This window comes from Paenibacillus sp. sgz302114 (assembly GCF_056120345.1).
Genome location: NZ_JBVYOI010000002.1, coordinates 26,110 through 49,472, shown reverse-complemented (window position 1 = coordinate 49,472; position 23,363 = coordinate 26,110). Strand labels below are relative to the sequence as shown.

The following is a 23,363-nucleotide window of genomic DNA, read 5'->3' as shown; positions in this document are numbered from 1 at the left end:
ATCGTAATGGAGGGTAAAAACGTATGGCACGAAACTTGAGGTATAGGTTTGGGATAGCTTTATTATAACAGCAGCATCATGAAAAACCTAGTGCTCTACCGGAAATTTCCATGAATGCCGCTGCCCGATATTTTGGAGCATGGCTGCCGTTCGCTTTTTTCGTGCTTATAATGATGGTTTCCGGAAATCACCTAGCACGCCTACTGTTTCTACAATGTTAACGAACGCACGCGGATCAGTATTTAAAATAATTTTGCGCAGCTGATTCAGCTCGTATCGCGTCGTTACCGTCATCAGCATGTCATTCTCAGTATTGGTGTAGGCACCGCGCGTCTTAATAACCGTTACGCCCCGGTATAGCGGTATTAACGCTGCGCGAAGCTCTTCGGTCTTCGTCGTCACGATGAACGCCGTCACCTTTACATGCTTAATATGGATAAGATCGATTATCTTGCCCGTCGTGAAGATCGAGAGCAGGGAGAATAGTGCAATGTCCCAATCATTGGTCAGCATCCCAAGCGCGGCAATAACTGTACCGTTCAGCAAGAAAATCAGCATGCCTACCGATATATCGCGTTTGCGCGTTATTATGGCGGCAATAATATCAAACCCGCCCGATGAAGCGCCTTCCCAGAGCGCGAGGCCGCTGCCGAAGCCAACAACGACGCCGCCGAATACGGCGCCAAGTGTCAAATCCGCCACGAGCGGCTTAACTGGAATTAGCTGCATGAACAGCGTCGTTGCTGCGACTGAGACCGCGCTCCAGCCGACAAAACGGATGCCGAGCTCGCGCCAACCCCAGATTAAAATAGGCACGTTTAGAATAAAATAAAGCCAGCCGATGTTGAGGCCGGTTGCGTAACCCACAATCATCGTAATGCCGGATACGCCGCCGCTAATCATTTTGTGGGGGATGAGCAGCTGGTTGAAACCGAACGCAATGAGCATTGCGCTGATCAAAGTGATTGCTGCGGTTCGTGATGTTCTCATGCTTTTCATGGTGAATTCACCTCAAGGAAGTTTAGAAAGCCAGTAAGCAGTTTAACAAAATAGCCTAAAGTTTGTCTATTGGTTCAAATAGGGCTAGTATGTGTCTGAAGTGTTAACTGGTATTCTGAAAGCCGTTTGTGCTATAATGAACTGAATATTTTCTGTAGGATGCAGATAGAAGGAGATTGAAACATTTGAGTTTGAAAACATTTGCTGAATTCGGCTTGGAACCTAAGGTTCTTCAAGCCATCACTGACCTTGGATTTGAGGAATCAACCCCAATCCAATCCAAATCCATTCCAATTGCGCTTTCCGGTACCGACATGATCGGCCAAGCACAAACAGGAACGGGTAAGACGGCTGCCTTCGGTATTCCGCTTGTTAACAAGATTCCGGTAACCGAAGAACGTATCGTCGCACTAATTATGACCCCGACCCGTGAGCTTGCGATCCAAGTTTCGGAAGAAATCGGAAAGCTTACACGTTACAAAGGTTTGCGTTCGCTTCCAATTTATGGCGGACAAGAGATCGGACGTCAGATCCGCGCACTGAAGAAGAAACCACAAATCATCATTGGTACACCAGGTCGTTTGCTTGATCATATCAACCGCAAAACGATCAAACTTGATGATGTACAAACGGTTATTTTGGATGAAGCGGACGAAATGCTCGACATGGGCTTCATGGAAGACATTACTTCCATCTTGTCCCTCGTACCAAGTGATCGCCAAACGATGTTGTTCTCGGCTACAATGCCGCCTAACATCCGCAAGCTGGCTGACCAGTTCCTGCGTAACCCAGAGCACGTGTCGGTTATCCCAACACAAGTTAGTGCTCCGACAATTGATCAAGCTTACATCGAAGTGCATGAGCGCCAGAAGTTTGATGCGCTTAGCCGTTTGCTTGATATGGAATCGCCTGAACTTGCCATTATCTTCGGTCGTACAAAGCGTCGTGTAGATGAATTGAGCGAAGCATTGCAGAAGCGCGGATATTCCGCTGACGGCTTGCATGGCGACTTGTCCCAAAATCAGCGTGACAACGTTATGCGTAAATTCCGTGACGGCAGCATCGATGTCCTTGTAGCGACAGACGTTGCAGCGCGCGGTCTAGACGTATCTGGCGTAACGCATGTAATTAACTTTGACTTGCCGCAAGATCCGGAGAGCTATGTACACCGTATCGGCCGTACAGGCCGTGCTGGTAAAGAAGGCGTCGCTTGGTCGTTCGTAACGCCGCGCGAGCTGGATCATATGCACTTCATCGAGCGCGTTACTCGCCACAAGATCGCGAAGAAGCCGTTGCCAAGCCTTGCAGAAGCAATCGAAGGCAAACAGCGTCTTACAGCGGAGCGTATTCTTGAAGCGCTTGATTCGGAAGGCGTAAGTGAGTTCAAGGCAATTGCAATCCAATTGCTTGAGCAATACGATTCCGTAAACCTGCTGGCAGCAGCAATTAAATTGATTACTGGCGAGAAGAAAGATGTGAGCATCGAGCTTACGCCAGAAGATCCTATTCGTGCGAAGAAGCGCAGACCGGATGTTCGTTCGAACGGACGCCGTTTCTCCGGCGGTCCATTCGGCGGCGGCAGCCGTTCCGGAAGCGGTCCACGCGGACGCGGCGAGAGCAGCGGACGCGGCGGCTACGGCAGCAACCGCAGCAGCAGCGGTAGCAGCAGCAGCTCTAGCAGCAGCAGCAGCTATGGCCGTGACCGTGATGGCGGAAGCAAGGGTCGCAGTAGCGAAGGCCGCAGCGAAACTCGTCGTCCACGTCCATCCTCTGCTGAATAAGCTGGAATAAACACCGGGGCTTCTGTTTAGCCGAGCAATCGGATAAATAGAAGCCCCTTTCTTATTAACAGAAGCATGCTCCTAAGATGATGATCAGCAAGATGAACAGAACGAGAATCATAGCTGGGGATGTCATGGAACCGTGATGGGCGTTGCTCATGAGATGCGACCTCCTTTACCTGCTGGCATGGGCAATCGTAACACTATAATGTATGCATTTAGGTAATAGCCGTTTAGACATATGCCTACGTATTCCCGAAAATGGGCGTTGGCTTATGGGGAAGACTATATTATAGTTATCGTAGAAGAAAATGAAATCGCTTGCTAGGAGGATAAAGCAACATGGAAATGAGAGGCATGATGGGCGGGTTTTACAAAATCTCGGAATGGATAATGCGTCTATCGGTGACGAACGTACTCTGGATTATTTGTTCGCTGCCGTTTATTATTCTGCTGTTCCCTGTATTATTCGCGCAAAACGGTGATCAATTGCTCGGTTACTTTATCGTAGCAGGCGTTGTAGCTCCGTTCACGGTATTCCCTGCAACTGCGGCCATGTTCTCCGTAGCGCGCAAATGGGTGATGGGTGAGGTAGACGCGCCACTGCTGCGTACTTACTTCCGGAATTACAAAGACAGCTACAAGCAAAGCATGATTGGCGGCGTCATCTACGTTATTCTGTTCTCGATTCTAATCGTTGACTTCCGCGTTTACTTGGTCAAGCTGGAATCGCTGAAGCTGCTATCGTACTTGTTTATTGCTTTATTCGCACTGCTTGCTGTATCGCTGTTCAACTTCTTCTCGATGGTCGTTCACTATCACATGAAGACGATGCAGCTGCTCAAGAATGCGGTGCTGCTCACCATCGGACGTCCTTTCCGTTCGCTGTCGACTGTCATCATGTCTGGTGCTGTCATAGGGATCAGCGTGAGCTCCGCGAAGCTGATGTTCCTGATACCGTTCTTTACCGGCAGTGTCGTGGCGTTGCTGGCATTCTGGAACTTCTACGCCGTCTATATGAAGCTGCAGGAGCAGATGCAGAAAGCGGCAGAAGCAGAGGCCGAAGAAGAGCGTAAACGGCTCGAAGAAGAGGGCTTAGTCTTGAATACAGAAGAAGGGCAAGCGTCCATTAAATAGCTTCTGCACTCAAGTTTACTTTTGCTGTAGTTACGTCTATAATAGCAATACATCCTGCGATGTACGTTACGGCTTATCACTTGTTTTGAACCAATGGCTGTATTTAGGGAGACTCAATTGAAGCGCGGCTGACATGCCCTCGAAAAGGGATCTCAAAACCGCTTCTGCGGCCACCCACCTGCGAGAGCGGGTTCAGAAACAAGCAAGCTGGACGGCAGAGCGGGTTCATAGTTCCAATGAAAAGGGGGAAACCCCTTTTTTTTGTATCATCATCTATGCTATGATGTTTGTTAGTGTACATAGACATTGGAGGGGGAGATTACTTTTGTTGAAGCGGACCCTCATCGGGTTGCTGCGCAGTCATGAATTGACTGGCGATAAAGCGAAAGATCCGTTGCTTAAATCCCATTATTACAAATTATCCCGGGAGAAGGCGTGGGAAGAAGTCGTCTCCACACTCAAAAAAATGCAAGGCTATAAGGTGCTTCACGAAGTTCAATCTGTAGGTGAGATTGTTCTCGAGAAACGGACGGTTACCGGCCGTACAATGGACATTACCATCTCTGTTATTAACGTAAATCCAGTAACTGCTGCTGTAGATATTTATTCCGCGTCGCGCGGTTCTTTCGGAGACCTTGGTTCCAACTATCGGATTATTCTTGATATTTACCGGACTCTCGATAAGAAGCTGGCTCAATATAAGACAACCAGCATTTAATAACGCAAGTGCATAAATTAGAAAAAGCGAGGAAGGGAGCCCCTTACCTCGCTTTTATCATGTGTGGTTATGTAGCTTATACGAGTGCTTGGAGAGCGTTAAGCGCATTCTCGTAGTTCGGGTGTTCTGTCATTTCGCTAAGCACTTCCACGTATTGAATCGTGTCGTTTGCGTCGATTACGAAGATTGCGCGCATGTCGAGGTTCAGATCCTTAATCAATACGCCGTAAGCTTCGCCGAAGTTGTTGTTCTTGTAATCGGAGAGCATAACGACTTTGTCTACGCCAGCTGCGCCACACCAGCGAGCTTGAGCGAATGGAAGGTCAACGCTGACAGTTAAAATTGCAACGTTCTCTCCAAATTTGCCGGCTTCTTCGTTGAAGCGACGTGTTTGCGCGTCGCAAACGCCTGTATCGATGGAAGGAACGACGCTGACAAGTTTAACTTTGCCTGCGAAATCCTTCAAGGAGACAACGTCAACTAGCGATTTGTTCAGTTGGAAATCTGGTGCTTGGTCACCAACTTTAAGTTCTGGACCGATCAGTGTAAGCGGGTTTCCTTTAAGCGTTGCTACGCCAGTACGTTCTTGAGCCATTAAAAAACAGCCTCCTTGAAATATAATAGGTTCATACCAAATAATTATAATCATAATGAAATAGCATTGTCCAATAGGGAGTGTGTAAACGAAATGATTTTCCTCCGCTATGAAAGCTTCCGCAGTTATTTGCGGTATTACCCGGTTACTGCAGCGATTATTGCGATCAACATTCTTGTGTACGCGCTGGACCATCTTGTATTCAACGGTTCCTTGCTTGAACATGGCCTATTTTACAGCGGAGGAGCATACAATTATTTCTCCCTCGATGAACCGTGGCGCTATGTAACGGCAGAATTTCTGCATCTGGACATTTCACATCTTTTCTTCAATATGTTCAGCATACTTGTCTTTGCTCCGCCTTTAGAGCGGCTGCTGGGACATGTGCGGTATGCACTATTTTACTTGCTATGCGGTATGGTTGGTCACTTGTTTATTGCAATTGCTGGAGCGAATCCAACGGTTGGAGCGTCAGGCTCCATCTATGGAGTATTCGGTGCATATCTGTATTTAGCGTTGATGAAGCGTTCACTAGATCCGAATTCGCGCAAGACGCTCTATATGATTCTGATCTTCGGGGGCATTTTTTCGCTAATCGGTCCGGATGTTGCCATATGGGGCCATATCGGCGGCTTATTCGCAGGCATCGTGCTTGCTTACGCATACGACTGGTATGTTACATTAAAACAAAATCGCAGATAGTCATGATATAGGCTTAGCTGCGGCAGGCAGTTTTGGAATAGAAGAGGGGACGTCATGGAGCTTCGTCAATTGTATTATTTTGTGAAAGTGGCTAAGAAAGAGCATGTTACGAAAGCGGCGGAGGAGCTGCACGTAGCTCAGTCTGCAGTCAGCCGCCAGATTCATCAGCTCGAAGAAGAGCTTGGGGCAAAGCTATTCCTCCAGAAAGGGCGGAATTTGCAGCTGACACCTGTCGGTTCGTTGTTTCTGAAGCGGGCTGAGGTTATATTGGCTGATCTTGAGCGCTCCGTGGTGGAGATTCAAGAATTTCTCGATCCAGAGAAAGGGGAAATCAGGCTCGGCTTCCCGCACAGCCTAGGAATCTCGCTTATTCCTGAGGTGGTGGCTGCGTTCCGCAAACTGAATCCGAACGTGAAGTTTAGGTTCAAGCAAGGGATGTACCCGTCGCTCATTCAGGATGTGAGAAAGGGAGAGGTCGATCTCGCGTTCGTCTCCCCTTGTCCGGAGAGTCATCCGCATGTGACGGGGCAAATTGTGCTGACGGAGGAGCTCTTCGCAATCTTGCCGCCTACGCATCCGCTTGCGGGTGAAGAATCAATTGACTTGCTGCAGCTGAAGGACGAGATGTTCGTGCTGTTCAGTGAAGGCTACTCGCTGCGCCCAATTGTTTGGGAGGCGTGCAAAGAGGCGGGATTCACTCCTCGAATCGGATTTGAAGGCGAAGAGACCGATACGATTCGTGGTTTAGTAGCCGCAGGCATGGGTGTAAGTCTGCTGCCAGAGATGGCGCTTTATGCTTCGGGGCCGCTGCAGCCGGCGAAGGTGCGCGTGAAGTCTCCGCATGTGACGCGCACGATCGGCCTCATTTATCGTTCAAACGAGAAGCTGCCTCTGGTTGCGAAGGCGTTCCAGACCTATCTTCTTGATTTCTTCGAATGCGATCGGTTTAAGAAGAGGTCGTAGTCGCTTTAGCATTGCTTATATTGTTTTTTTAAGTCTCCTGTTTAGAAGTCTCCAGTGGAGTTCAGCTCCCTGTGAGGCTTTTTTTATTTGCCAGAGGGATTAAGGCTGCTTGTCTGTCTGCCGCGATGGAGGGATGGGGATAATGTAGAAAAGAGTAGAAGTGAAGGGAATCGGTGCATGGATGAGTGTCGAACGGCGGAGAAAAAGACAACGGCGGGTATATACGGTGCTGCTCGGGATGAGCTTTCTGCTCGTGCTCTACATGCTGCGGATTGCTTGGCTGCAGTTTGCTCCCTCTGCCCCAGCGATGACTAGCCGTGCAAGCACGCAATTGAAGGCGGAGTCTGTCGCGCAGCGTGAACGCGGGCTTGTGCTTGATACCGGGCGGGGCGACTTCTACGACAAGAACGGGATTGCGATCACGGGAGAGACGTACAAGGCGCTAGCGGTGTTCCCGCTGCAGCAGAAAGCGAGAACGGAATCGCAGAAGGAACTCACTAAGCTTGCTGATGCACTTGGTGTGAGCGAGACTGCGCTAGGCGGATGGATGCGTGGACTGAAGGAGGCTGCATTCTGGCGGAGTGCGAATGAGCGACTGCCGCACAAGCTGACGGAACGACAGCTCCGGCTGATAAATAAGCTGCATGTGAACGGAGTTAGAGTGCTGCCTTATCGAAACCGGTATCCGGAGGCATTCGATCCGTTGCATGTAATCGGTTATACGAGCCAGCATCCAGAGCTGCTTCGTTCGGATTATTCAGAGCGGCTGGCGGAGAAGTCGATGAAGCTGACGGATCAGACGGGAGGCTCCGGGCTTGAGCGCTCCTTGGATCAGCTGCTGCAAGGCGTAGGCGCGACCTCGGTTTCGTATTTCACGAACGGAGCGGACGAGCCGCTTCATGGACTCGACCTGCGGTTAACTGGGCCCGATAATCCCTATTATCCGCTGAAAATAACGACGACGCTCAATTTGCCCATTCAGAATAAGCTGGAGAAGTATTTAGATAAAAATGTTTTGAAGGAAGGCGCTGTCGTTGTTCTGGATGCTGCGACAGGCGATATTGTCAGCATGATTTCACGGCCAAAGCTTGTAGTGAGTCGGATCGGAGTGGAAGGAACGGACTCGGCGAATCATGCGATTCGAGCGGCAGTACCAGGCTCCATCTTCAAATTAGTGACGGAGGCGGCTGCTTTGGAAGCGGGGATGACGAACGAGGGGGAGTCCTTCTTCTGCGGAGGCAGTTACGGCCGCTATGGACTTAGCTGCTGGAAGCGCGGCGGACATGGCACTGTGACGCTGCAGGAGGCGCTCGCTGGCTCGTGCAACGTAGCGTTTGCTACAATTGCGGAGCGGCTCAGCGCTCGCCAGCTTACGATTGCAGCTGATCAGCTTGGACTTGCTCGCCAAGTAGGCTGGACGAGCGAGCATGATTTCCAGCCCCTTGGTAAGCCGCTTAAACAGCTCCAGGATGAAGAAGCAGGCGCCGTATTCGCAGTGGCTCCATCTATGCGAGACGGAGGGCAGCTGGCGCAGACGGGAATTGGCCAGCGGGACGTGCGTATGTCGCCGCTGCAGGCTGCGAACTTGATGGTCACGTTGCTTCATCAAGGCGTCGTGCAGGAGCCACGCCTCGTGAGCGAGATTCATTATGGCAATGGACAACTGCTAACGAAGCTGCCTCATCAGCTGGCGCCTTCGCCTTATGGACAAATAAGCCCTCATACGGCGCAGACGCTGCTGCACGGGATGGAGGCTGTTGTGGCCTATGGAACAGGCCGTTCAATCAATGAGGGCCGCTGGAGTGTTGCTGGCAAGTCAGGAACAGCTCAAGTGTTACTGGGAGGCCATGAGCGCATCAATCATTGGTTCGTCGGCTATGGGCCGGTGCAATCGCCGCGTTATGCGGTTGCTGTACTTGCCGAGAATCGCACGCCAGGCTTGTCCAATAAGGCGACTGTGCTCTTTCGCGGTGTAATGGACATTTTGGCAGCAGCCGAAGAAGGCTAGAGCTCGTCCAAGTCCATGTTAGATATGATCTGCAGGATTAGTCTGGTTATCGAACTCGCCCCTTGGAGAATGGATCCACCTGTGGAAGTATCGCTGTTCATACAATGCTTTCAGAAGGATCATCAAGATAGGCGACAGAATGACGCCGGAGATGCCGAAGATCGACAAGGACACGATCATGAATGCGAGCATCGTGAAAGCAGAGACGCCGAGCGTATCGCCGGTAATCTTCGGTTCAAGAATTTGGCGCGTCAGTACGACGACTAAGAACAGCACGGTAAGCCAGATGGCAAGCGTGGTCTTGCCAACGATGAACAAATAGATAATCCAAGGTACGAACACGGTTCCGACGCCAAGCAGCGGCAGCACATCGAAGAAGGCTGATAGCAGCGCGACGGAGAACGCATTATCGATGCCAAGAAGCAACAACGAGACAAAGATAACGATGAATGTGATGCTGATTAGTTTGCCTTGAGCTTTCAGGTAGCCGGCGATGCCGGAGAAAACATTTTCCCGCAGGAACAAGAACGCTTTCTTGAACGTATTCGGCGTCTTCTCCTTCGCAAGCTGCTTCCACTCTTTAATCTCCAAACTTAGGAAGTATGCAAGAATGATGCCGATGGAGAAATTAAAGATAAAGGTGGAGAAGGATTTCAAATAACCGCCCAAGGAAAGAAGGAACGAACCGGCCAAGTTCGAGCCCCAGCTCGTAATGTAATCAAGGATGTCTTTCGCTTTGGCGACTACGCCAGGCGGCAGCCCAGAGAACTTCTCCTGGATATCGGATGCGTTGTTCTGGAATTGCTCAACTAGCAGGTTCTGGTATTTGTTTAAATTCCCGGCAAGGCCTGTAATCTGAGATGTCATCACATAGCCAGCACCTACGAAAGCGCCGACAATAACAAGCGTAAAGACGAGCACAGACAAGCCGGCAGCGATCGATTTCTTCATCCCTAATCGCTGGAGCCAGCGTGCGGGCGGCTCGATGAACATATAAATCACGAAAGAAAGGAAAACAGGCGTCGCAATCCGGTATAAATAGCTGAAGACAAGCATAATGAGATATACCGTGAGAACAATGAGGGCAATATCAAACGCGGTGCGCCAATATTTACGGTAGAAGGAAAGCATTGAATAGACTCCTTTTGCAGCGATATTGAACAGATTTATTATGATTGTACTATAAAATAACAGTGTTTCCCATTCGTTCATTTCTTATGAGTACTGAACCTGTAGATTATGTTAAGTTACGTAGCCGTTTCGACAGCTGCTATGGTACAATATATGGAGGCATCAGGCAGTACGGACTAACTCTCTCCATTGGACGTGAAAGAGACGTAAAACAAGGTGGTGGGAAAACGAATCATGGAGAACTTCCTGCTATGGGGCTTTTATTTTTTAACTTTTTATGCATTTTTGCCAGGTATCATTAGTCGGACATTCGGGTTTCGAGTATTTAAAGAAGGCCTTGCGAAGAAGGAGATTGCTCTCACTTTCGATGACGGGCCAGATCCGAATTATACGCCACAGCTACTCGATCTGCTGAAGCGCTACGATGCGAAGGCAACCTTTTTCGTCGTTGGTATCCATGCGGAACGTCACCCGGAACTTTTGAAACGGATGCATGACGAAGGACACGTCATCGGCATTCATAACTACGTTCATAAATCTAACTGGTTAATGCGGCCAAGCACAGTCAAGAAACAGATTCACCGCACTTCCGAAATTATTCGTAAAACGACGGGTGTTCGTTCAGCTTACTATCGTCCGCCGTGGGGAATCGTCAATTTATTTGATTTCTCCAATCTCGGTTATTTGCAAATCATTCTTTGGTCGTCCTTATTCGGTGATTGGCGTAAACGGGTTGGTGCTGAAAGACTGCAGAAACGGATTATGAAGAGGCTGCGGCCGGGTGAAGTGCTGCTGTTGCACGATTGCGGGCAAACATTCGGTGCGGATGAGGATGCCCCAGCGAACATGCTGCAAGCTCTCGAACCGGTGCTTAAGGCAGGCAGGGAACGCGGCTACAAATTCGTTCATATTACCGATATGATTGCCATTACAGACAAGAACAAAGCGGCTGCTCCGTCGTTTAGCTTGCTGAAGCGGGCGATTATCGCTTGCTGGATGGGCTGGGAACGGGTGTTTCATGTGCTGTTTCGCGTGAAATCCGGCGGCGAGGGAGCGATCTTCCACTACCGCATCATTCCTTATGGCGGCAAAACGATTGAGCTTGCGGACGGACGCCGGATTGAGCCGAAGGATCCTATCGTTGAGCTTCACTTTGATAACCAAAAGCTGCTCGGGATGATGGCGGAATCGAAATCGATGATGCATGTAGCCATAAGACTTATTCGAGAAGTGCAGCATGGCATGCCTAAGCTTGCCAAGAAGCTATTGGATGATGAAGCAGCCGGGACGGTAAAAGGACTTTATGGTGTGAGCATGATTAATCGTGGTGCAGAGCAGTTCGGCTTCAGTGTGTTGCCGATTCCCAAGGGATTGTTCGATAAGTCGGCGCGGATCTACTTGAAGCTGCTGCTTCGAGTGCTCCATCCTTCGGGCAAGCAGCGACTAGCTGAACAAGGCGCGCGACTGGAACCGAGGATTATTGCGATGTCGATGGCGGAATTCTGGCATCGGTACGGCCAAGATACGAAGATGGCCAGGGAATGGAAGGCTTCTGCTGCTGCTAAGGCAGAAGCGAAGCGGAATACAGGTGCTCATAACAGTTTGGCGCCAGGTACTTTCGATAATGCCAACGCTGCAGCTGGTGAAGCTGCGCCTTAACGTATCGGCAGTAGCGTTGTATGAGAATAGAAGAAGGCGCCGCCTCGATGCGGCGCCTTCTTCTTGTTTTCTAATGATTAATATAGCGCTCGAATACAGCGCCAAAGTCTTTCGACTTGTATTGCTTCTGCGTTTCATGCAGCCAATTGAAGGCGAGTTGATTGATGGATTTGAACTGTTCGGACAAATCAATCTCTGCTTTGTAAATTTGGCTGACGGTCGATGACGCTAAGTCGAGGCTCTGTCTTGCAAATCCGAGATTAACCTCGTTCTCATGCGAAATCTCAGCGATCTTAATGAGTGCTTTGTATAAGTCTTTAATGTCTTCGATAAATTTCTTATGTACATCAATGGTGAACTCGGTGCTGCCCAGCGTGAATTTAATCTCGACGTCAAGGTCGACCGTTCCTGCTGTTTCCAGGCTGACGCCGGAAATGCGGTTCGAGCTGTAGGCGTAGCGGTGAAGCGTCCGTTTCTTGCTAATGGCGCTTGTACCGTCGAGATGAATGAGCGCCTGGTTCGTAAAGCAGTATTCATCCGATTTCGATTTAATCAGGAAGTAAATTTTCTCGTTATCCTCATGAAGCACGTAATCGTCGGCATCCACCTTATCGTAATTTTCCGGCTTGATGACCGAGCCCAAATCGCTTAATCCGAGCACATCCGCAGCTACCTTACCAAACATAAGCGTAACCTCCTCGATTTCATAAGTCCATCCATACAAAAAAAGATCGCCCTGCAAGGATGACGTTCATTCTGTCATACGCAGGGCGATCTTATTAAGTTGCAGGTTTAGCGCAAATTTCTAATTGAATCTCAATACGCCGCCTGTGCTTGCATTTGTAACGAGGTGGGAATAACGAGCGAGATAGCCTTTAGTAATCTTCGGCTCGAAACCTTTCCAGTTCGCACGGCGAGCTTCGAACTCTTCGTCGCTGATTAGCAGGTTCATCTCGTTGTTGATCAGATCAAGCTCCACGAGGTCGCCATCCTGAACGAATGCGATTGGTCCGCCTTCAGCCGCTTCCGGAGAAACGTGCCCGATACTGATACCGCGGGATGCGCCGGAGAAACGTCCGTCTGTTACGAGACCGACTTTCGCGCCGAGGCCCATACCGACGATTTGCGAAGTAGGAGCAAGCATCTCAGGCATGCCTGGTCCACCTTTAGGTCCTTCATAGCGGATGACAACGACATGGCCTTCTTTAACCTTGCCGTTCGCAATGCCGTGCAGCGCTTCGTCTTGCGAATCGAAGCAGATTGCAGGACCTTTGTGGTAGCCGCCAACCGATTTATCAACGGCACCGACTTTAATGATTGCACCGCGTGGTGCGAGGTTGCCGAACAGAACGGATAGACCGCCGCGTTCGCTGTGCGGATTATCAAGTGTGTGGAGAACATCTGTATCCTTGATATCATGGCCAGCTACGTTCTCGCGAAGCGTCTTGCCTGTTACCGTCAGCATATCGCCGTTCAGTGCGCCTTCTTTCTTGAACAGCTCGTTAAGAATTGCGCTTACTCCGCCGGCGTTATGCACATCTTCGATGTGGTAGTCGGAAGCCGGAGCGATCTTAGCAAGATGCGGTACCCGTGCAGCCACTTCGTTGATGCGCTCGATTGGATAGTCGATACCAGCCTCATGCGCAATTGCAAGCGTATGAAGAACAGTATTCGTGGAACCGCCCATCGCCATATCAAGAGCGAATGCGTTATCGATCGATTCTTTCTTCACGATATCGCGAGGTTTCAGATCCATCTTGATTAGTTCCATCAACTGGCGAGCAGCTTGTTTAACGAACTCTTTACGCTCAGGCGATACAGCAAGAATCGTACCGTTGCCTGGAAGAGCAAGGCCAAGACCTTCTGCAAGGCAGTTCATGGAGTTCGCCGTGAACATGCCGGAGCAAGATCCGCAAGTTGGGCAGCCGAACTGCTCCAGCTCTTGCAAGCCTGCTTCGTCGATTTTGCCTGCTTGGTATGCGCCAACGCCTTCAAATACGCTGGACAACGAAATGGAACGGCCGTCGGAAGTTTTACCCGCTTTCATCGGTCCGCCGCTGACAAGCATAGTCGGAATGTTGACGCGAAGCGCGCCCATGATCATCCCTGGTGTAATCTTGTCGCAGTTCGGAATGCAGACCATGCCGTCGAACCAGTGCGCGTTAACGACTGTTTCTACGGAGTCAGCGATAATTTCGCGGCTGGCAAGCGAGTAACGCATGCCGATATGACCCATTGCGATACCATCGTCAACACCGATTGTGTTGAATTCAAACGGCACGCCGCCTGCTTCACGGATTGCTTCTTTAACGAGCTTGCCGAATTCTTGCAAGTGAACGTGGCCAGGAATGATATCAATGTACGAGTTACAAACCGCGATAAACGGTTTGCCGAAGTCCTCTTCCTTTACCCCGGCAGCACGCAGCAAGCTGCGGTGCGGAGCGCGGTCAAATCCTTTTTTAATCATGTCTGAACGCATCTTGTTTGCCGCCATTTCTGTCCCTCCCAAAGTAATTCAATAAATTTTAGTCTACCACATTGCCTGTCCGATGGCTAGCTTGGCTGTCGAAAGGTGAAGGTGGTAAACAATAGAACTGGCGCGGGGATAGCGTGATTTCACGTTAGCAAAGCTCGACATGAACTGACACGAAACCCTCAATGTCGCATCATTTCGCGAATTATGTATCATTAAATGTTAGTTAAGTTAACATAAATGATTTACTTACCTATCTTCGGTCGGTATAATAATAGAAAAACGTAGAACAGAGGTGTCAACATGCAACTAACTGAACGTGAAAAAGAAAAACTGCTCGTCACGATCGCTGCTGATTTGGCGAAGCGGAGGCTTAATCGCGGCGTGAAGCTGAATTACCCTGAAAGTGTTGCATTGCTGACTTCCGAAATATTAGAAGGCGCTCGTGACGGCATGACCGTTGCCCAGCTAATGGAATATGGCACAAACATTCTTAGTCGCGATCAGGTGATGAGCGGCGTTGCAGATATGATTCATGACGTGCAAGTGGAAGCGACTTTCCCAGACGGCACGAAGCTCGTAACGATTCATCATCCCATCAAAGGCTGATCGAAAGAAAGAAGGTGAGCGCATTGATTCCAGGACAATATCGGATCGTGCCGGGTGAGCTTGAGCTTAACGCAGGAAGGCAAACGACGAAGCTGCTTGTTGCCAATATAGGAGACCGGCCGATACAAGTCGGATCACATTTTCATTTCTTTGAAGTGAATCGAGCGCTGCGCTTTGATCGCGAAGCAGCCTTCGGTATGCGGCTAGATATTCCGGCAGGTACGGCAGTGCGGTTTGAGCCAGGCGAGGAGAAGCCGGTTCAACTTGTAGAGCTCGGCGGCAGCAAGCTCTCTTATGGTCTAAACGCGCTATCCGGCGGGGCTGCTGTTCATGGTGCAATGTCGGAGGATGTTCGAGCAAGGCTTGCAGCTTGGAAGGTGGAGCAACCATGAGCAGAATGGATCGAGGCAGCTATGCAGCCATGTTTGGTCCGACAACGGGTGATGCCGTGCGCCTTGCGGACACCGAGCTGTGGGCGGAGATTGAACACGACTACACCGTCTACGGGGATGAATGCAAATTCGGCGGCGGCAAAGTTATTCGAGATGGCATGGGGCAGTCCAGCGGTGCCCTTCGGGCTGATGGTGTGCTGGATACGCTCATTACGAATGCAGTCGTTATTGATCACTGGGGCATAGTGAAGGGCGACATCGGCATTCGGGACGGCGTCATCGTCGGCATCGGCAAAGCCGGGAACCCGGATATTATGGATGGCGTCACTCCGGGAATGGTCGTCGGCGCAAGTACGGAGGTTATTGCAGGCGAAGGCAAAATCATCACTGCCGGAGGTATCGACACGCACATTCATTATATATGCCCACAGCAGATTGAGACTGCGCTCTCTTCCGGAGTCACGACGATGATCGGCGGAGGAACAGGTCCTGCGACGGGGACGAATGCAACGACATGTACGCCAGGAGCTTGGCATATGTACCGGATGCTGGAGGCCGCGGAAGCTTTTCCAATGAATCTCGGTTTCACTGGAAAAGGGAACGCATCATTCGCGGGTCCGCTCATCGAACAGGTGGAAGCGGGAGCAATCGGACTGAAGCTGCACGAGGATTGGGGTACGACGCCTGCGGCTATCGATATTTGCCTCGAAGTCGCGGACCAGTATGACGTTCAGGTTGCCATTCACACCGATACGCTGAATGAAGCGGGATTTCTTGAAGATACGCTTGCGGCGTTTAAAGGCCGGACGATACATACGTACCATACAGAAGGCGCCGGCGGCGGTCATGCACCCGATATTATCCGCGCGGCAGGCGAGCTGAATGTACTGCCTTCCTCGACGAACCCGACGCGTCCTTTTACCGTCAACACGATTGAAGAGCATCTCGATATGCTGATGGTATGCCATCATCTGGATAGCAGCATTCCCGAGGATGTTGCTTTTGCGGACTCGCGTATTCGCCCGGAGACGATCGCAGCGGAAGATATTTTGCATGATATGGGCGTTTTCAGCATGATTAGCTCCGACTCCCAGGCGATGGGCAGAGTTGGCGAGGTCATAATCAGAACATGGCAGACCGCTGACAAAATGAAGAAACAGCGAGGCGCGCTTGAAGAGGAAACGAGTGCAGAAGCCGATAATTTCCGCATCAAACGTTATATCGCCAAGTACACGATAAATCCTGCGATTACACATGGCATCTCGCATCTCGTCGGTTCAATAAAGCCGGGCAAATTCGCTGATCTCGTCGTTTGGAGCCCGATGTTCTTCGGTGTGAAGCCGGACCTTGTGCTGAAAGGCGGCATGATCGCTTATGCGCAGATGGGTGATCCGAATGCATCGATTCCGACGCCTCAGCCTGTATTCGGTCGGCCGATGTTTGGCGCTTTCGGCAAAGCGAAGTACAAAAATTCCATTACCTTCGTTTCTCAAGCGGCTTATGCGAGTGGAATAGCTGAACAGCTTGGTCTCGCGAAGAGGATCGAGCCTGTTCGCGGCTGCCGTACAGTAACGAAGAAAGATATGATTCACAACGATGCGCTGCCCAAAATTGAAGTGGACCCAGAGACGTATGAGGTTAAGGTTGATGGTGTTCTCGCGACTTGTGAACCTGTGGATGTGCTGCCGATGGCTCAGTTGTATTTTCTGTTCTAATAAATGAGGTGAAGCTGCAGTGGTTGAACAACTATCGGGTTCGCTAACGCGGCCGCCTTCTACGGCGGGCATCGTTCCTTGGCTCGCGCTTCAGCAGCTGCTCGACTCAGCGCTGCCGATTGGCGGATTTTCGCATTCTTTCGGTCTGGAAACACTCGTTCAGGAAGGCTCGGTCCGAACGGCTGCCCATCTCGAGGAGTACATGCGAGCGATGCTGCTGCAAAGCTGGAGCACGGCGGATGTAATGGTTATAAAAGCAGTATATCGGGACTTACCCGTACGTAAGCTGGACTCGCTTTGGGCGGTAGAGAGACTTGTGCATGTTCAGCGGGCGGCGATTGAATCTCGAACCGGTGTTCAGAAGATGGGCAGACGGCTGTTACAGCTGCTTGTTTCCCTATATCCGCAATGTGATTGGTCGCCGCTAACCGAAGGTGTTCGCACGAATGATTGCCTCGCGACACATCCGCTTGTTTTTGGCTATGCGTGTTGCCAGCTTGGCATTAGTTTGGAGCAGGCGGCGCAAGGTTACTTGTACGCTTGTATTGTGACTTGTGTGGGGAGTGCACTGCGGCTGATGTCAATGGGGCAGACAGAAGGGCAGTCCATCATTGCACGCCTAACCCCGATAGCGGCTGAAGCTTGGCACATTGCAGAATCGATGGAGCCGGAAGAAGCTTATTCGAATATGCCGTTAGCCGAAATAGCGATGATGCGTCACGAGACGCTGTATTCCAGGCTGTTTATGTCCTAATTACGAGGGAACAATCAGATAACATTCTAGGAGGCGTTCAATATGTGTCAAGGACAAGGTCATCACCATCGCGAGTGGGAGCAACCTTCGATCGATCGCTCAAGACCGATTCGGATTGGAATCGGAGGTCCCGTAGGCTCAGGCAAGACGGCGCTCGTCGAGCGGTTGGCAGGCGCGCTCAAGGATAAATATAGTGTCGCTGTTATCACGAATGACATCTATACCAAGGAGGACGCGCGCATTCTGACGGCAACTGGCGTGCTGCCGGAGGAGCGCATTATTGGTGTGGAGACCGGAGGTTGCCCGCATACTGCCATTCGAGAGGATGCCTCCATGAACTTTGAAGCGGTCGATGAGCTGACGAGCCGTTTCGATGATCTCGATATGATCTTTATTGAGAGCGGCGGTGATAATCTAGCTGCTGCATTTAGCCCAGAGCTGGTTGATCGGTTTATATATATCATCGACGTTGCTCAAGGGGAGAAAATTCCACGCAAGGGCGGGCCAGGCATTATGCGATCCGATCTACTGATTATTAATAAGATAGATCTTGCTCCGCATGTCGGCGCCAGCCTGCAGGTCATGGAAGAAGATACGAAGCGTATGCGCGGAGATCGGCCGTATGTGTTCTCGAATTTGTTCGGAGGCGTTCACGTCGATCAGATCGTACACTGGCTAGAGCATGAGCTGGCCCACGCTCATGGTCGCGAGCATCATCATGAGGATCATGACCATCATGCTCACGGACATCATAGCCACGTCTAGTGAGAAGGGGCGGCGCATTTCGCAGCTGCGGGCCGTATTTGAGAAGCGGGAGCGGGGCTCCATTATCACAGCGAAGTACCACACTGCGCCTATCAAGATTGCGAAAGCTTTTCCGCTTGGAGACACTGTCGGTGTCATTGTAATGGATGTTTCTCCTGGACTGCTTGCTGGCGACCAGTACGAACTGTATTGGAAGGCAGAGGACGAAGCTCATGCCTATATCACGAATCAATCCTTTACAAAGGTTCATCCTGCGCATGAGAATTATGGCGGTTCTACGATGATTCAATGCTTTGAGCTTGGGAAGGGTGCTATCGTCGAGTCAATGCCTGAGCCGACAATGCTATATCGGGATGCGGAATTTACGATGCATACTGAGGTTCGTCTTGCTGAAGGAGCAATCTGGATGGGGGCAGAGGTACTGTGTCCGGGAAGAGCGCTCCGAGGCGAGAGGTTTGCTTATCGTTCTTTTCGGAGCAGGTTCAATGTCTACTATAAGAATGAGCTGATTTATGCGCAAAATCAATTTATTGAGCCCTTGTCACAAAGGCTTGCTGCACGAGGTTGTTATGCGGGGATGACACATACAGGTGTATTCTATGCGTTCTCGGATCGGATGCAGGCTGCGCATGCTGAAGCGATAAGGGCTGTACTCTCGGAGCTTCCGATTCTCAAGGAACATCCGATTGAATGGGGCGTCTCTATGACGTATAAGTATGGGATTGCTGTGATGATGGCAAGTACTGCTGCTTGGGCTCTTCAGGAAGCTTTGTCTACCGCGTGGGCGAAAGCTCGCGAGGTTGTGCTTGGTCTGCCGCCAATCGCGCTGCGTAAGTAAAGAAAAGGATGGCGAACAAGGTCTTTAAACTAGTCCCTTAGTAGAGGACTCTTAAAAAGAGTGCAAGCCCACACTTTAGAGATGATTCCTGTATTGAACAGGAGTCGTCTTGTTAATTTCCACTGTCCCGGCAGTTATCTCGCTTTGACGCTGATAGTCCGCTTTAAGCGCTGCTGCCCCATTAACGATCTATGGTTCCTGTTGCTAGCGGAAAATGGGTGAAGCGCGCCTGTATGCTCATCTGCTAGCGTACGTTCCTGGCGGGCAGAGTTGAGATAGTTGTAAAAGTTCAATACAGTATATATAAAGGTACCCATGCGCTAAACACTTTTTCAAAGTGTCCAGTACATGGGTACCAGTTTAGTTGCATGCTTTACATCTGTGATCAAGCGATCTGTAGATGCAATTTATTAATGATGACCGTTGTGGTTGCCGTTGTTGTTGCCAGGTCCGTTGTGGTTACCGTTGTTGTTGCCAGGTCCGTTGTGGTTGCCGTTGTTGTTGCCTGGACCATTGTGGTTACCATTATTGTTATTATGACCTTGGCCAGATACGTTTGTTTCAAATACGATGCCTTGGCTTTGTAGTACTTTCGGTGCTTGATAGTTTTGTTTTTGCAAAATAATCGCTCCCTTTAGTTTGTTTGATACGTTATGTATCTGAATTGATTGTAGTATAAAAGTCTCTCGGTTACAATATGTATCTTGAAGAAATATTTTTTGTAAATAAACAGACGATGCCTATTGACCTGATACAGATTGTATATAATAATAATGTTACAAATTGTATCTAAAAAAAGTCGAAATGAGGGGTTTTTATTGAATTCTGTGCACTATAAAGTCGCAGAACACAGCATTTGCTTTCATGCAGCAGATGAAGATGTCGTTGAGTTTTTTAAAACATCCGCATGGTCAAATTTTATCAAGCATTCGGATGATAGTAGTTCAATAGACTTGGAAGTTCGGGTTGAGTTGGGCTTCGGCATTCCTTTTATAGACTTTGAGGTAACCAGTGAGGTAACAGATGAAGCCATTGTATTTACAAGAGGTGATTATCGAATCGAGCTGGACATTGGATTTGGGCACGCGACGATCCGTGCCTACAATGAATTTGCATTAAAGCATGCGCTGATGAATTTGTATAGTACTTATATTGTTCATCAGAAGTGGGGGCTGCTCCTGCATTCATCTTGCGTAGCTCGGCAAGAGGAAGCGTTTCTTTTTACCGGCCATTCAGGTGCCGGTAAATCTACCGCAGCTAGACTATCAGCTCCAAGACCGATACTATCTGATGAAGCCACTATCGTCAAAGTAAGCGGCGACGAAGTTCGAGTATATGATTCTCCGTTCCGCAGTGAAATCGTGAGCGTAGGTCAAGAAAGAAGCCGTCCGCTATCCGGAATCCATCTCTTGCAGCAAGCCATGCATAATCACAGATCCCTATTAAAGAGGACGGATGGTTTATTTCGAATGATAGATAAAATTTTCTATTGGCCTCATCATGTGAAGGAGACTCAAAACGCGCTTGTTCTTTGTAAAATGATGGCTGAGCGAGTTCCGATCTATAACCTCGCCTTTAAAAAAGAAAACACATTTTGGGAGGAAATCTCATGAAAACAAATTATAAAAGCGCAAATGAAGTGGAAGTTACACAGCTGGACGACGAGTGGCTCGTGCTCAACTCTAGTACCTACTCTGTCACTAGACTGAACCACGCGGGCGGCTTCTGTCTATCCATGTTGGACACCCCAAGGGATGTCGATTATCTGGTCGAGCAATTGGGAGGGTATTATTCCATTTCTGCTGAGATTGCAAAGCGAGATGTTGAACTGTTCTTGTCTCAACTCATGGAGATGGGATTGGTCGAATATGCAGAAGGCTATTGATTTTCGAATGATTAGGGCAATGCAGAGAAACGGTGTTATGGAAATCCCTTCAAACGGTAATAGCATGTATCCGCTGTTAACGACAGGAAATATTTGCAAAGTCATTTCGGTTAAGCCTAGCGAAATACAAAGAGGAGATATTCTCCTCTTTGTATCTCGTCGTCAAGTATTGACGGGGCACCGACTGCTGAGGGTTATTCAAAGTGATCATGGACCCATGTACCAATGCAAAGGAGATGCAAATTTACATAAAGACGAGCCGGTGGAATTTGAACGAATAATTGGCAAGTTGATTGAAATTAAGAAGGCCCGCTTTACGATTCGCTCAACCCAATTTATGTTTGTTCTCTGGAAACGGATCATTTTATCGGCACCTGTGGTGTCTGTAGTCATTAAAGCGATATTAAAAATCAAGTTTATTACGAGAAGCTTGATAAAGAGGGTTCGAAGCGTATGAGAATGATAAAAGGTCTTCTTGAAGTTGGTGAAGTGAAAAAACCGCTCCGATTTTTGGGCAAATATATGCGCAGCTACTGGCCGATGTATGGGGGACTATTCCTGTTACTGACGCTCGGCATCTTCGTTACGCTCGGTTTCGCATGGTTTATGAAGAATATTACCGATGCCGCGATCAGCTTGGATACGCATCGTTTGAGAGAGTTGTTTCTCATTGGTGTTGGTTTAACGGTTGTGGACTGTATCATCCTATATCTGAATACATATTTGGAATCGAATGTGGTCATCAAAATCAAGCAAGACTTAAAAAATGATTTGTTCCATCATCTGCTTAGACTGCCCGCATCATATTTCAACAAACACCACTCTGGACAAACGCTTTCGCATCTAACCAATGATATCGGGAATATCGGAGGCATCGTTGGAGCTAATATCGTTAATATGGTCAGGCTGCCAGCAACCGCGATTGCGGCGCTCGTGTTCCTGATGCATATTGAACCGAAGCTAACATTAATTTGCTTGGTGTTTGGACCTCTTGCTGTTTGTTCAGCAGCGGTTTTTGGCAAGCTGCTCAGGAGTAATGCGAAATTACTCCAGGCCGCATGGGGAAAACAATACAGCTTTCTTAACGATACTCTTGTTTCTCAAACCATAATTCGATCGTTCTCTTTGGAGAAGCTGTTCTTTAAACGTTTTGTCAATAGCAATGATGCGCTTGTATCGCTTCAGTTAAGGGATACCAAATTGTATTCTTACTTTCGAGTAGGTACTTCGGCAGCGCTTTCTTTCGCCTATTTGGCTAATATCGGACTTGGCACGTGGTTTGTCGGCAATGGGACGATCACTGTAGGCTCCCTGTTGGCCTTTACAACACTTATGAATCATCTGATTTATCCATTTACGAGTATGGCAGGTCAATGGGGGAGCTTTCAGAGGTCGCTTGCCTCGGTGGAGCGTTTTATGGCCGTTTTTGATATGCCTGCTCAAGTAAGGTCGCTACCTGAGGCGGTAGCGAGTGTGTCTGTTAAACGATCCATCCAATTCCGCAACATCCATTTCAGCTACGACGGATCGGCAAGTGTGTTTGATGACTTCAATCTTACGATCCCTGCAAATAAGGTAACAGCCCTCGTAGGCTCTAGCGGTGCGGGCAAGAGCACTATTTTTTTATTGCTCCAAGGCTTATACAAGCCAGACCGGGGGGATATCTTCTTTGATACGACGCCGACGGATTGGATGAGTCTCTCTCAACTTAGAAGCAGTATCGCATATGTGCCTCAAGAGGCAACCTTGTTCGATGGAACGATTGGAGAAAACATTTCTTACGGTAAGTTGGGTGCCAATCAAAGCGAGATTGAACAAGCAGCGAGGGATGCCAATATTCATGATTTCATCATTTCGTTGCCAGACGGCTATGAGACAAATGTAGGGGAGCGCGGCGTGAATCTGTCGGGAGGACAGAAGCAGCGAATTGCGATTGCCAGGGCGCTGCTGAAGAATGCGCCTGTACTCTTACTGGATGAAGCGACTTCGGCACTTGATAGTGAAACCGAGCATCTCGTTAAAAATGCGCTAGAACGTTTGATAAACAACCGGACTACACTTGTTATTGCTCACAGGCTTTCCACCATTCAGAATGCTGACCATATCGTCGTCATGGATAAAGGTGCGATTGTTGAGCAGGGCAAGCATAGCGAATTGCTTGGAAATAAAGGGCTTTATTCTCGCTTTCATCATCTCCAGTTGCCGGAAGGGCAAACAATTGCTAGTCAATGACGTTTTG

Annotated in this window: 24 protein-coding genes and 1 other RNA gene; 18 read left to right on the top strand and 7 right to left on the bottom strand. The window is 49.3% G+C overall.

What is annotated here, in order from left to right; translation table 11 throughout:
• Positions 1-165 precede the first annotated feature (165 nt).
• A complete protein-coding gene (locus tag AC0LWF_RS05265; RefSeq protein ID WP_474650518.1) occupies positions 166-999 on the bottom strand; it encodes a YitT family protein in 834 nt (277 codons plus the stop codon).
• Between the two features lie 191 nt (positions 1,000-1,190).
• On the opposite strand from AC0LWF_RS05265, the gene cshA reads away from it, so the two are divergent.
• Positions 1,191-2,780, top strand: coding sequence for a degradosome RNA helicase CshA (cshA, locus tag AC0LWF_RS05260; protein WP_474651198.1), 1,590 nt, complete (start codon positions 1,191-1,193; stop codon positions 2,778-2,780).
• A 64-nt stretch (positions 2,781-2,844) separates the two neighbouring features.
• Here the strand turns inward: cshA and AC0LWF_RS05255 are convergent, their stop codons facing one another.
• The gene (locus tag AC0LWF_RS05255; RefSeq protein ID WP_474651197.1) at positions 2,845-2,916 is read right to left on the bottom strand and encodes a YjcZ family sporulation protein; all 72 of its coding nucleotides are present in this window, start codon (positions 2,914-2,916) and stop codon (positions 2,845-2,847) included.
• Between the two features lie 206 nt (positions 2,917-3,122).
• On the opposite strand from AC0LWF_RS05255, the gene AC0LWF_RS05250 reads away from it, so the two are divergent.
• The 3 genes from AC0LWF_RS05250 to AC0LWF_RS05240 all read left to right on the top strand — a co-directional run bounded on the left by AC0LWF_RS05250 (position 3,123) and on the right by AC0LWF_RS05240 (position 4,635).
• A complete protein-coding gene (locus tag AC0LWF_RS05250) occupies positions 3,123-3,917 on the top strand; it encodes a YesL family protein (protein ID WP_474650517.1) in 795 nt (264 codons plus the stop codon).
• 48 nt (positions 3,918-3,965) lie between these two features.
• Positions 3,966-4,147, top strand: a non-coding RNA gene (ssrS, locus tag AC0LWF_RS05245) — 6S RNA.
• A 95-nt stretch (positions 4,148-4,242) separates the two neighbouring features.
• Positions 4,243-4,635 (top strand): DUF1499 domain-containing protein, encoded by a 393-nt coding sequence (locus tag AC0LWF_RS05240; RefSeq protein WP_474650516.1) that lies wholly within the window; start codon positions 4,243-4,245, stop codon positions 4,633-4,635.
• A 76-nt stretch (positions 4,636-4,711) separates the two neighbouring features.
• Here AC0LWF_RS05240 and tpx read toward each other — a convergent pair whose 3' ends face one another.
• Complete coding sequence (tpx, locus tag AC0LWF_RS05235) at positions 4,712-5,230, bottom strand: thiol peroxidase (RefSeq protein WP_090578888.1); 519 nt, start codon at positions 5,228-5,230, stop codon at positions 4,712-4,714.
• 93 nt (positions 5,231-5,323) lie between these two features.
• Between tpx and AC0LWF_RS05230 the strand changes: the two genes are divergently transcribed.
• The 3 genes from AC0LWF_RS05230 to AC0LWF_RS05220 all read left to right on the top strand — a co-directional run bounded on the left by AC0LWF_RS05230 (position 5,324) and on the right by AC0LWF_RS05220 (position 8,903).
• A complete protein-coding gene (locus AC0LWF_RS05230; RefSeq protein WP_474650515.1) occupies positions 5,324-5,932 on the top strand; it encodes a rhomboid family intramembrane serine protease in 609 nt (202 codons plus the stop codon).
• A gap of 54 nt (positions 5,933-5,986) precedes the next feature.
• The gene (gltC, locus tag AC0LWF_RS05225; RefSeq protein WP_474650514.1) at positions 5,987-6,895 is read left to right on the top strand and encodes a glutamate biosynthesis transcriptional regulator GltC; all 909 of its coding nucleotides are present in this window, start codon (positions 5,987-5,989) and stop codon (positions 6,893-6,895) included.
• A 181-nt stretch (positions 6,896-7,076) separates the two neighbouring features.
• Positions 7,077-8,903: a peptidoglycan D,D-transpeptidase FtsI family protein gene (locus tag AC0LWF_RS05220; protein ID WP_474650513.1), complete on the top strand. Its 1,827-nt coding sequence runs from the start codon at positions 7,077-7,079 to the stop codon at positions 8,901-8,903.
• 18 nt (positions 8,904-8,921) lie between these two features.
• Here the strand turns inward: AC0LWF_RS05220 and AC0LWF_RS05215 are convergent, their stop codons facing one another.
• Positions 8,922-10,034, bottom strand: coding sequence for an AI-2E family transporter (locus tag AC0LWF_RS05215; RefSeq protein WP_474650512.1), 1,113 nt, complete (start codon positions 10,032-10,034; stop codon positions 8,922-8,924).
• 216 nt (positions 10,035-10,250) lie between these two features.
• Between AC0LWF_RS05215 and AC0LWF_RS05210 the strand changes: the two genes are divergently transcribed.
• Positions 10,251-11,693: a polysaccharide deacetylase family protein gene (locus tag AC0LWF_RS05210; RefSeq protein WP_474650511.1), complete on the top strand. Its 1,443-nt coding sequence runs from the start codon at positions 10,251-10,253 to the stop codon at positions 11,691-11,693.
• Between the two features lie 70 nt (positions 11,694-11,763).
• Here AC0LWF_RS05210 and AC0LWF_RS05205 read toward each other — a convergent pair whose 3' ends face one another.
• Together AC0LWF_RS05205 and ilvD are read right to left on the bottom strand one after the other, a co-directional pair.
• On the bottom strand, positions 11,764-12,378 hold the full coding sequence (locus AC0LWF_RS05205) for a PH domain-containing protein (RefSeq protein ID WP_474650510.1): 615 nt from the start codon (positions 12,376-12,378) through the stop codon (positions 11,764-11,766).
• A 120-nt stretch (positions 12,379-12,498) separates the two neighbouring features.
• Complete coding sequence (gene ilvD / locus AC0LWF_RS05200) at positions 12,499-14,187, bottom strand: dihydroxy-acid dehydratase (protein ID WP_474650509.1); 1,689 nt, start codon at positions 14,185-14,187, stop codon at positions 12,499-12,501.
• 282 nt (positions 14,188-14,469) lie between these two features.
• On the opposite strand from ilvD, the gene AC0LWF_RS05195 reads away from it, so the two are divergent.
• From AC0LWF_RS05195 to AC0LWF_RS05170, 6 genes are read left to right on the top strand one after another with little or no spacing between them, the layout of a single operon-like run.
• Positions 14,470-14,775, top strand: coding sequence for an urease subunit gamma (locus AC0LWF_RS05195; protein ID WP_090578912.1), 306 nt, complete (start codon positions 14,470-14,472; stop codon positions 14,773-14,775).
• A gap of 23 nt (positions 14,776-14,798) precedes the next feature.
• Positions 14,799-15,167, top strand: a complete 369-nt coding sequence (locus tag AC0LWF_RS05190) for an urease subunit beta (protein WP_474650508.1) — start codon at positions 14,799-14,801, stop codon at positions 15,165-15,167.
• Positions 15,164-16,882 (top strand): urease subunit alpha, encoded by a 1,719-nt coding sequence (gene ureC, locus AC0LWF_RS05185; protein ID WP_474650507.1) that lies wholly within the window; start codon positions 15,164-15,166, stop codon positions 16,880-16,882. The genes AC0LWF_RS05190 and ureC overlap by 4 nt, the downstream gene beginning before the upstream one ends.
• Positions 16,883-16,901: 19 nt before the next feature.
• Positions 16,902-17,636, top strand: coding sequence for an urease accessory protein UreF (locus AC0LWF_RS05180; protein ID WP_474650506.1), 735 nt, complete (start codon positions 16,902-16,904; stop codon positions 17,634-17,636).
• A gap of 42 nt (positions 17,637-17,678) precedes the next feature.
• A complete protein-coding gene (gene ureG / locus AC0LWF_RS05175) occupies positions 17,679-18,401 on the top strand; it encodes an urease accessory protein UreG (RefSeq protein ID WP_474650505.1) in 723 nt (240 codons plus the stop codon).
• A complete protein-coding gene (locus AC0LWF_RS05170; protein ID WP_474650504.1) occupies positions 18,364-19,239 on the top strand; it encodes an urease accessory protein UreD in 876 nt (291 codons plus the stop codon). The genes ureG and AC0LWF_RS05170 overlap by 38 nt, the downstream gene beginning before the upstream one ends.
• A 410-nt stretch (positions 19,240-19,649) precedes the next feature.
• On the opposite strand, the gene AC0LWF_RS05165 is transcribed toward AC0LWF_RS05170, so the two are convergent.
• Positions 19,650-19,859, bottom strand: coding sequence for a hypothetical protein (locus AC0LWF_RS05165; protein WP_474650503.1), 210 nt, complete (start codon positions 19,857-19,859; stop codon positions 19,650-19,652).
• A 207-nt stretch (positions 19,860-20,066) separates the two neighbouring features.
• Here AC0LWF_RS05165 and AC0LWF_RS05160 point away from each other — a divergent pair, with 207 nt between their 5' ends.
• The 4 genes from AC0LWF_RS05160 to AC0LWF_RS05145 are packed head-to-tail and all read left to right on the top strand — an operon-like array spanning position 20,067 to position 23,356.
• A complete protein-coding gene (locus AC0LWF_RS05160; protein ID WP_488656653.1) occupies positions 20,067-20,852 on the top strand; it encodes a hypothetical protein in 786 nt (261 codons plus the stop codon).
• Positions 20,849-21,124 carry a PqqD family protein gene (locus AC0LWF_RS05155; RefSeq protein ID WP_474650501.1) on the top strand — a complete coding sequence of 92 codons (276 nt, stop codon included), beginning with the start codon at positions 20,849-20,851 and terminating at the stop codon, positions 21,122-21,124. Before AC0LWF_RS05160 ends, AC0LWF_RS05155 begins: the two co-directional genes overlap by 4 nt.
• Entirely contained in the window at positions 21,108-21,581 is a 474-nt protein-coding gene (locus AC0LWF_RS05150; RefSeq protein WP_474650500.1) for a signal peptidase I, read from the top strand. Before AC0LWF_RS05155 ends, AC0LWF_RS05150 begins: the two co-directional genes overlap by 17 nt.
• Positions 21,578-23,356, top strand: a complete 1,779-nt coding sequence (locus AC0LWF_RS05145) for an ABC transporter ATP-binding protein (protein WP_474650499.1) — start codon at positions 21,578-21,580, stop codon at positions 23,354-23,356. The genes AC0LWF_RS05150 and AC0LWF_RS05145 overlap by 4 nt, the downstream gene beginning before the upstream one ends.
• Positions 23,357-23,363 lie beyond the last annotated feature (7 nt).

Bases quoted from the DNA above. Each gene is read 5' to 3' on its own strand.
- AC0LWF_RS05265 (WP_474650518.1), bottom strand. From the start codon at position 999: ATGAAAAGCATGAGAACATCACGAACCGCAGCAATCACTTTGATCAGC.
- AC0LWF_RS05250 (WP_474650517.1), top strand. From the start codon at position 3,123: ATGGAAATGAGAGGCATGATGGGCGGGTTTTACAAAATCTCGGAATGG.
- tpx (WP_090578888.1), bottom strand. From the start codon at position 5,230: ATGGCTCAAGAACGTACTGGCGTAGCAACGCTTAAAGGAAACCCGCTT.
- AC0LWF_RS05230 (WP_474650515.1), top strand. From the start codon at position 5,324: ATGATTTTCCTCCGCTATGAAAGCTTCCGCAGTTATTTGCGGTATTAC.
- gltC (WP_474650514.1), top strand. From the start codon at position 5,987: ATGGAGCTTCGTCAATTGTATTATTTTGTGAAAGTGGCTAAGAAAGAG.
- AC0LWF_RS05220 (WP_474650513.1), top strand. From the start codon at position 7,077: ATGAGTGTCGAACGGCGGAGAAAAAGACAACGGCGGGTATATACGGTG.
- AC0LWF_RS05215 (WP_474650512.1), bottom strand. From the start codon at position 10,034: ATGCTTTCCTTCTACCGTAAATATTGGCGCACCGCGTTTGATATTGCC.
- AC0LWF_RS05205 (WP_474650510.1), bottom strand. From the start codon at position 12,378: ATGTTTGGTAAGGTAGCTGCGGATGTGCTCGGATTAAGCGATTTGGGC.
- ilvD (WP_474650509.1), bottom strand. From the start codon at position 14,187: ATGGCGGCAAACAAGATGCGTTCAGACATGATTAAAAAAGGATTTGAC.
- AC0LWF_RS05195 (WP_090578912.1), top strand. From the start codon at position 14,470: ATGCAACTAACTGAACGTGAAAAAGAAAAACTGCTCGTCACGATCGCT.
- ureC (WP_474650507.1), top strand. From the start codon at position 15,164: ATGAGCAGAATGGATCGAGGCAGCTATGCAGCCATGTTTGGTCCGACA.
- ureG (WP_474650505.1), top strand. From the start codon at position 17,679: ATGTGTCAAGGACAAGGTCATCACCATCGCGAGTGGGAGCAACCTTCG.
- AC0LWF_RS05170 (WP_474650504.1), top strand. From the start codon at position 18,364: ATGACCATCATGCTCACGGACATCATAGCCACGTCTAGTGAGAAGGGG.
- AC0LWF_RS05155 (WP_474650501.1), top strand. From the start codon at position 20,849: ATGAAAACAAATTATAAAAGCGCAAATGAAGTGGAAGTTACACAGCTG.
- AC0LWF_RS05150 (WP_474650500.1), top strand. From the start codon at position 21,108: ATGCAGAAGGCTATTGATTTTCGAATGATTAGGGCAATGCAGAGAAAC.
- AC0LWF_RS05145 (WP_474650499.1), top strand. From the start codon at position 21,578: ATGAGAATGATAAAAGGTCTTCTTGAAGTTGGTGAAGTGAAAAAACCG.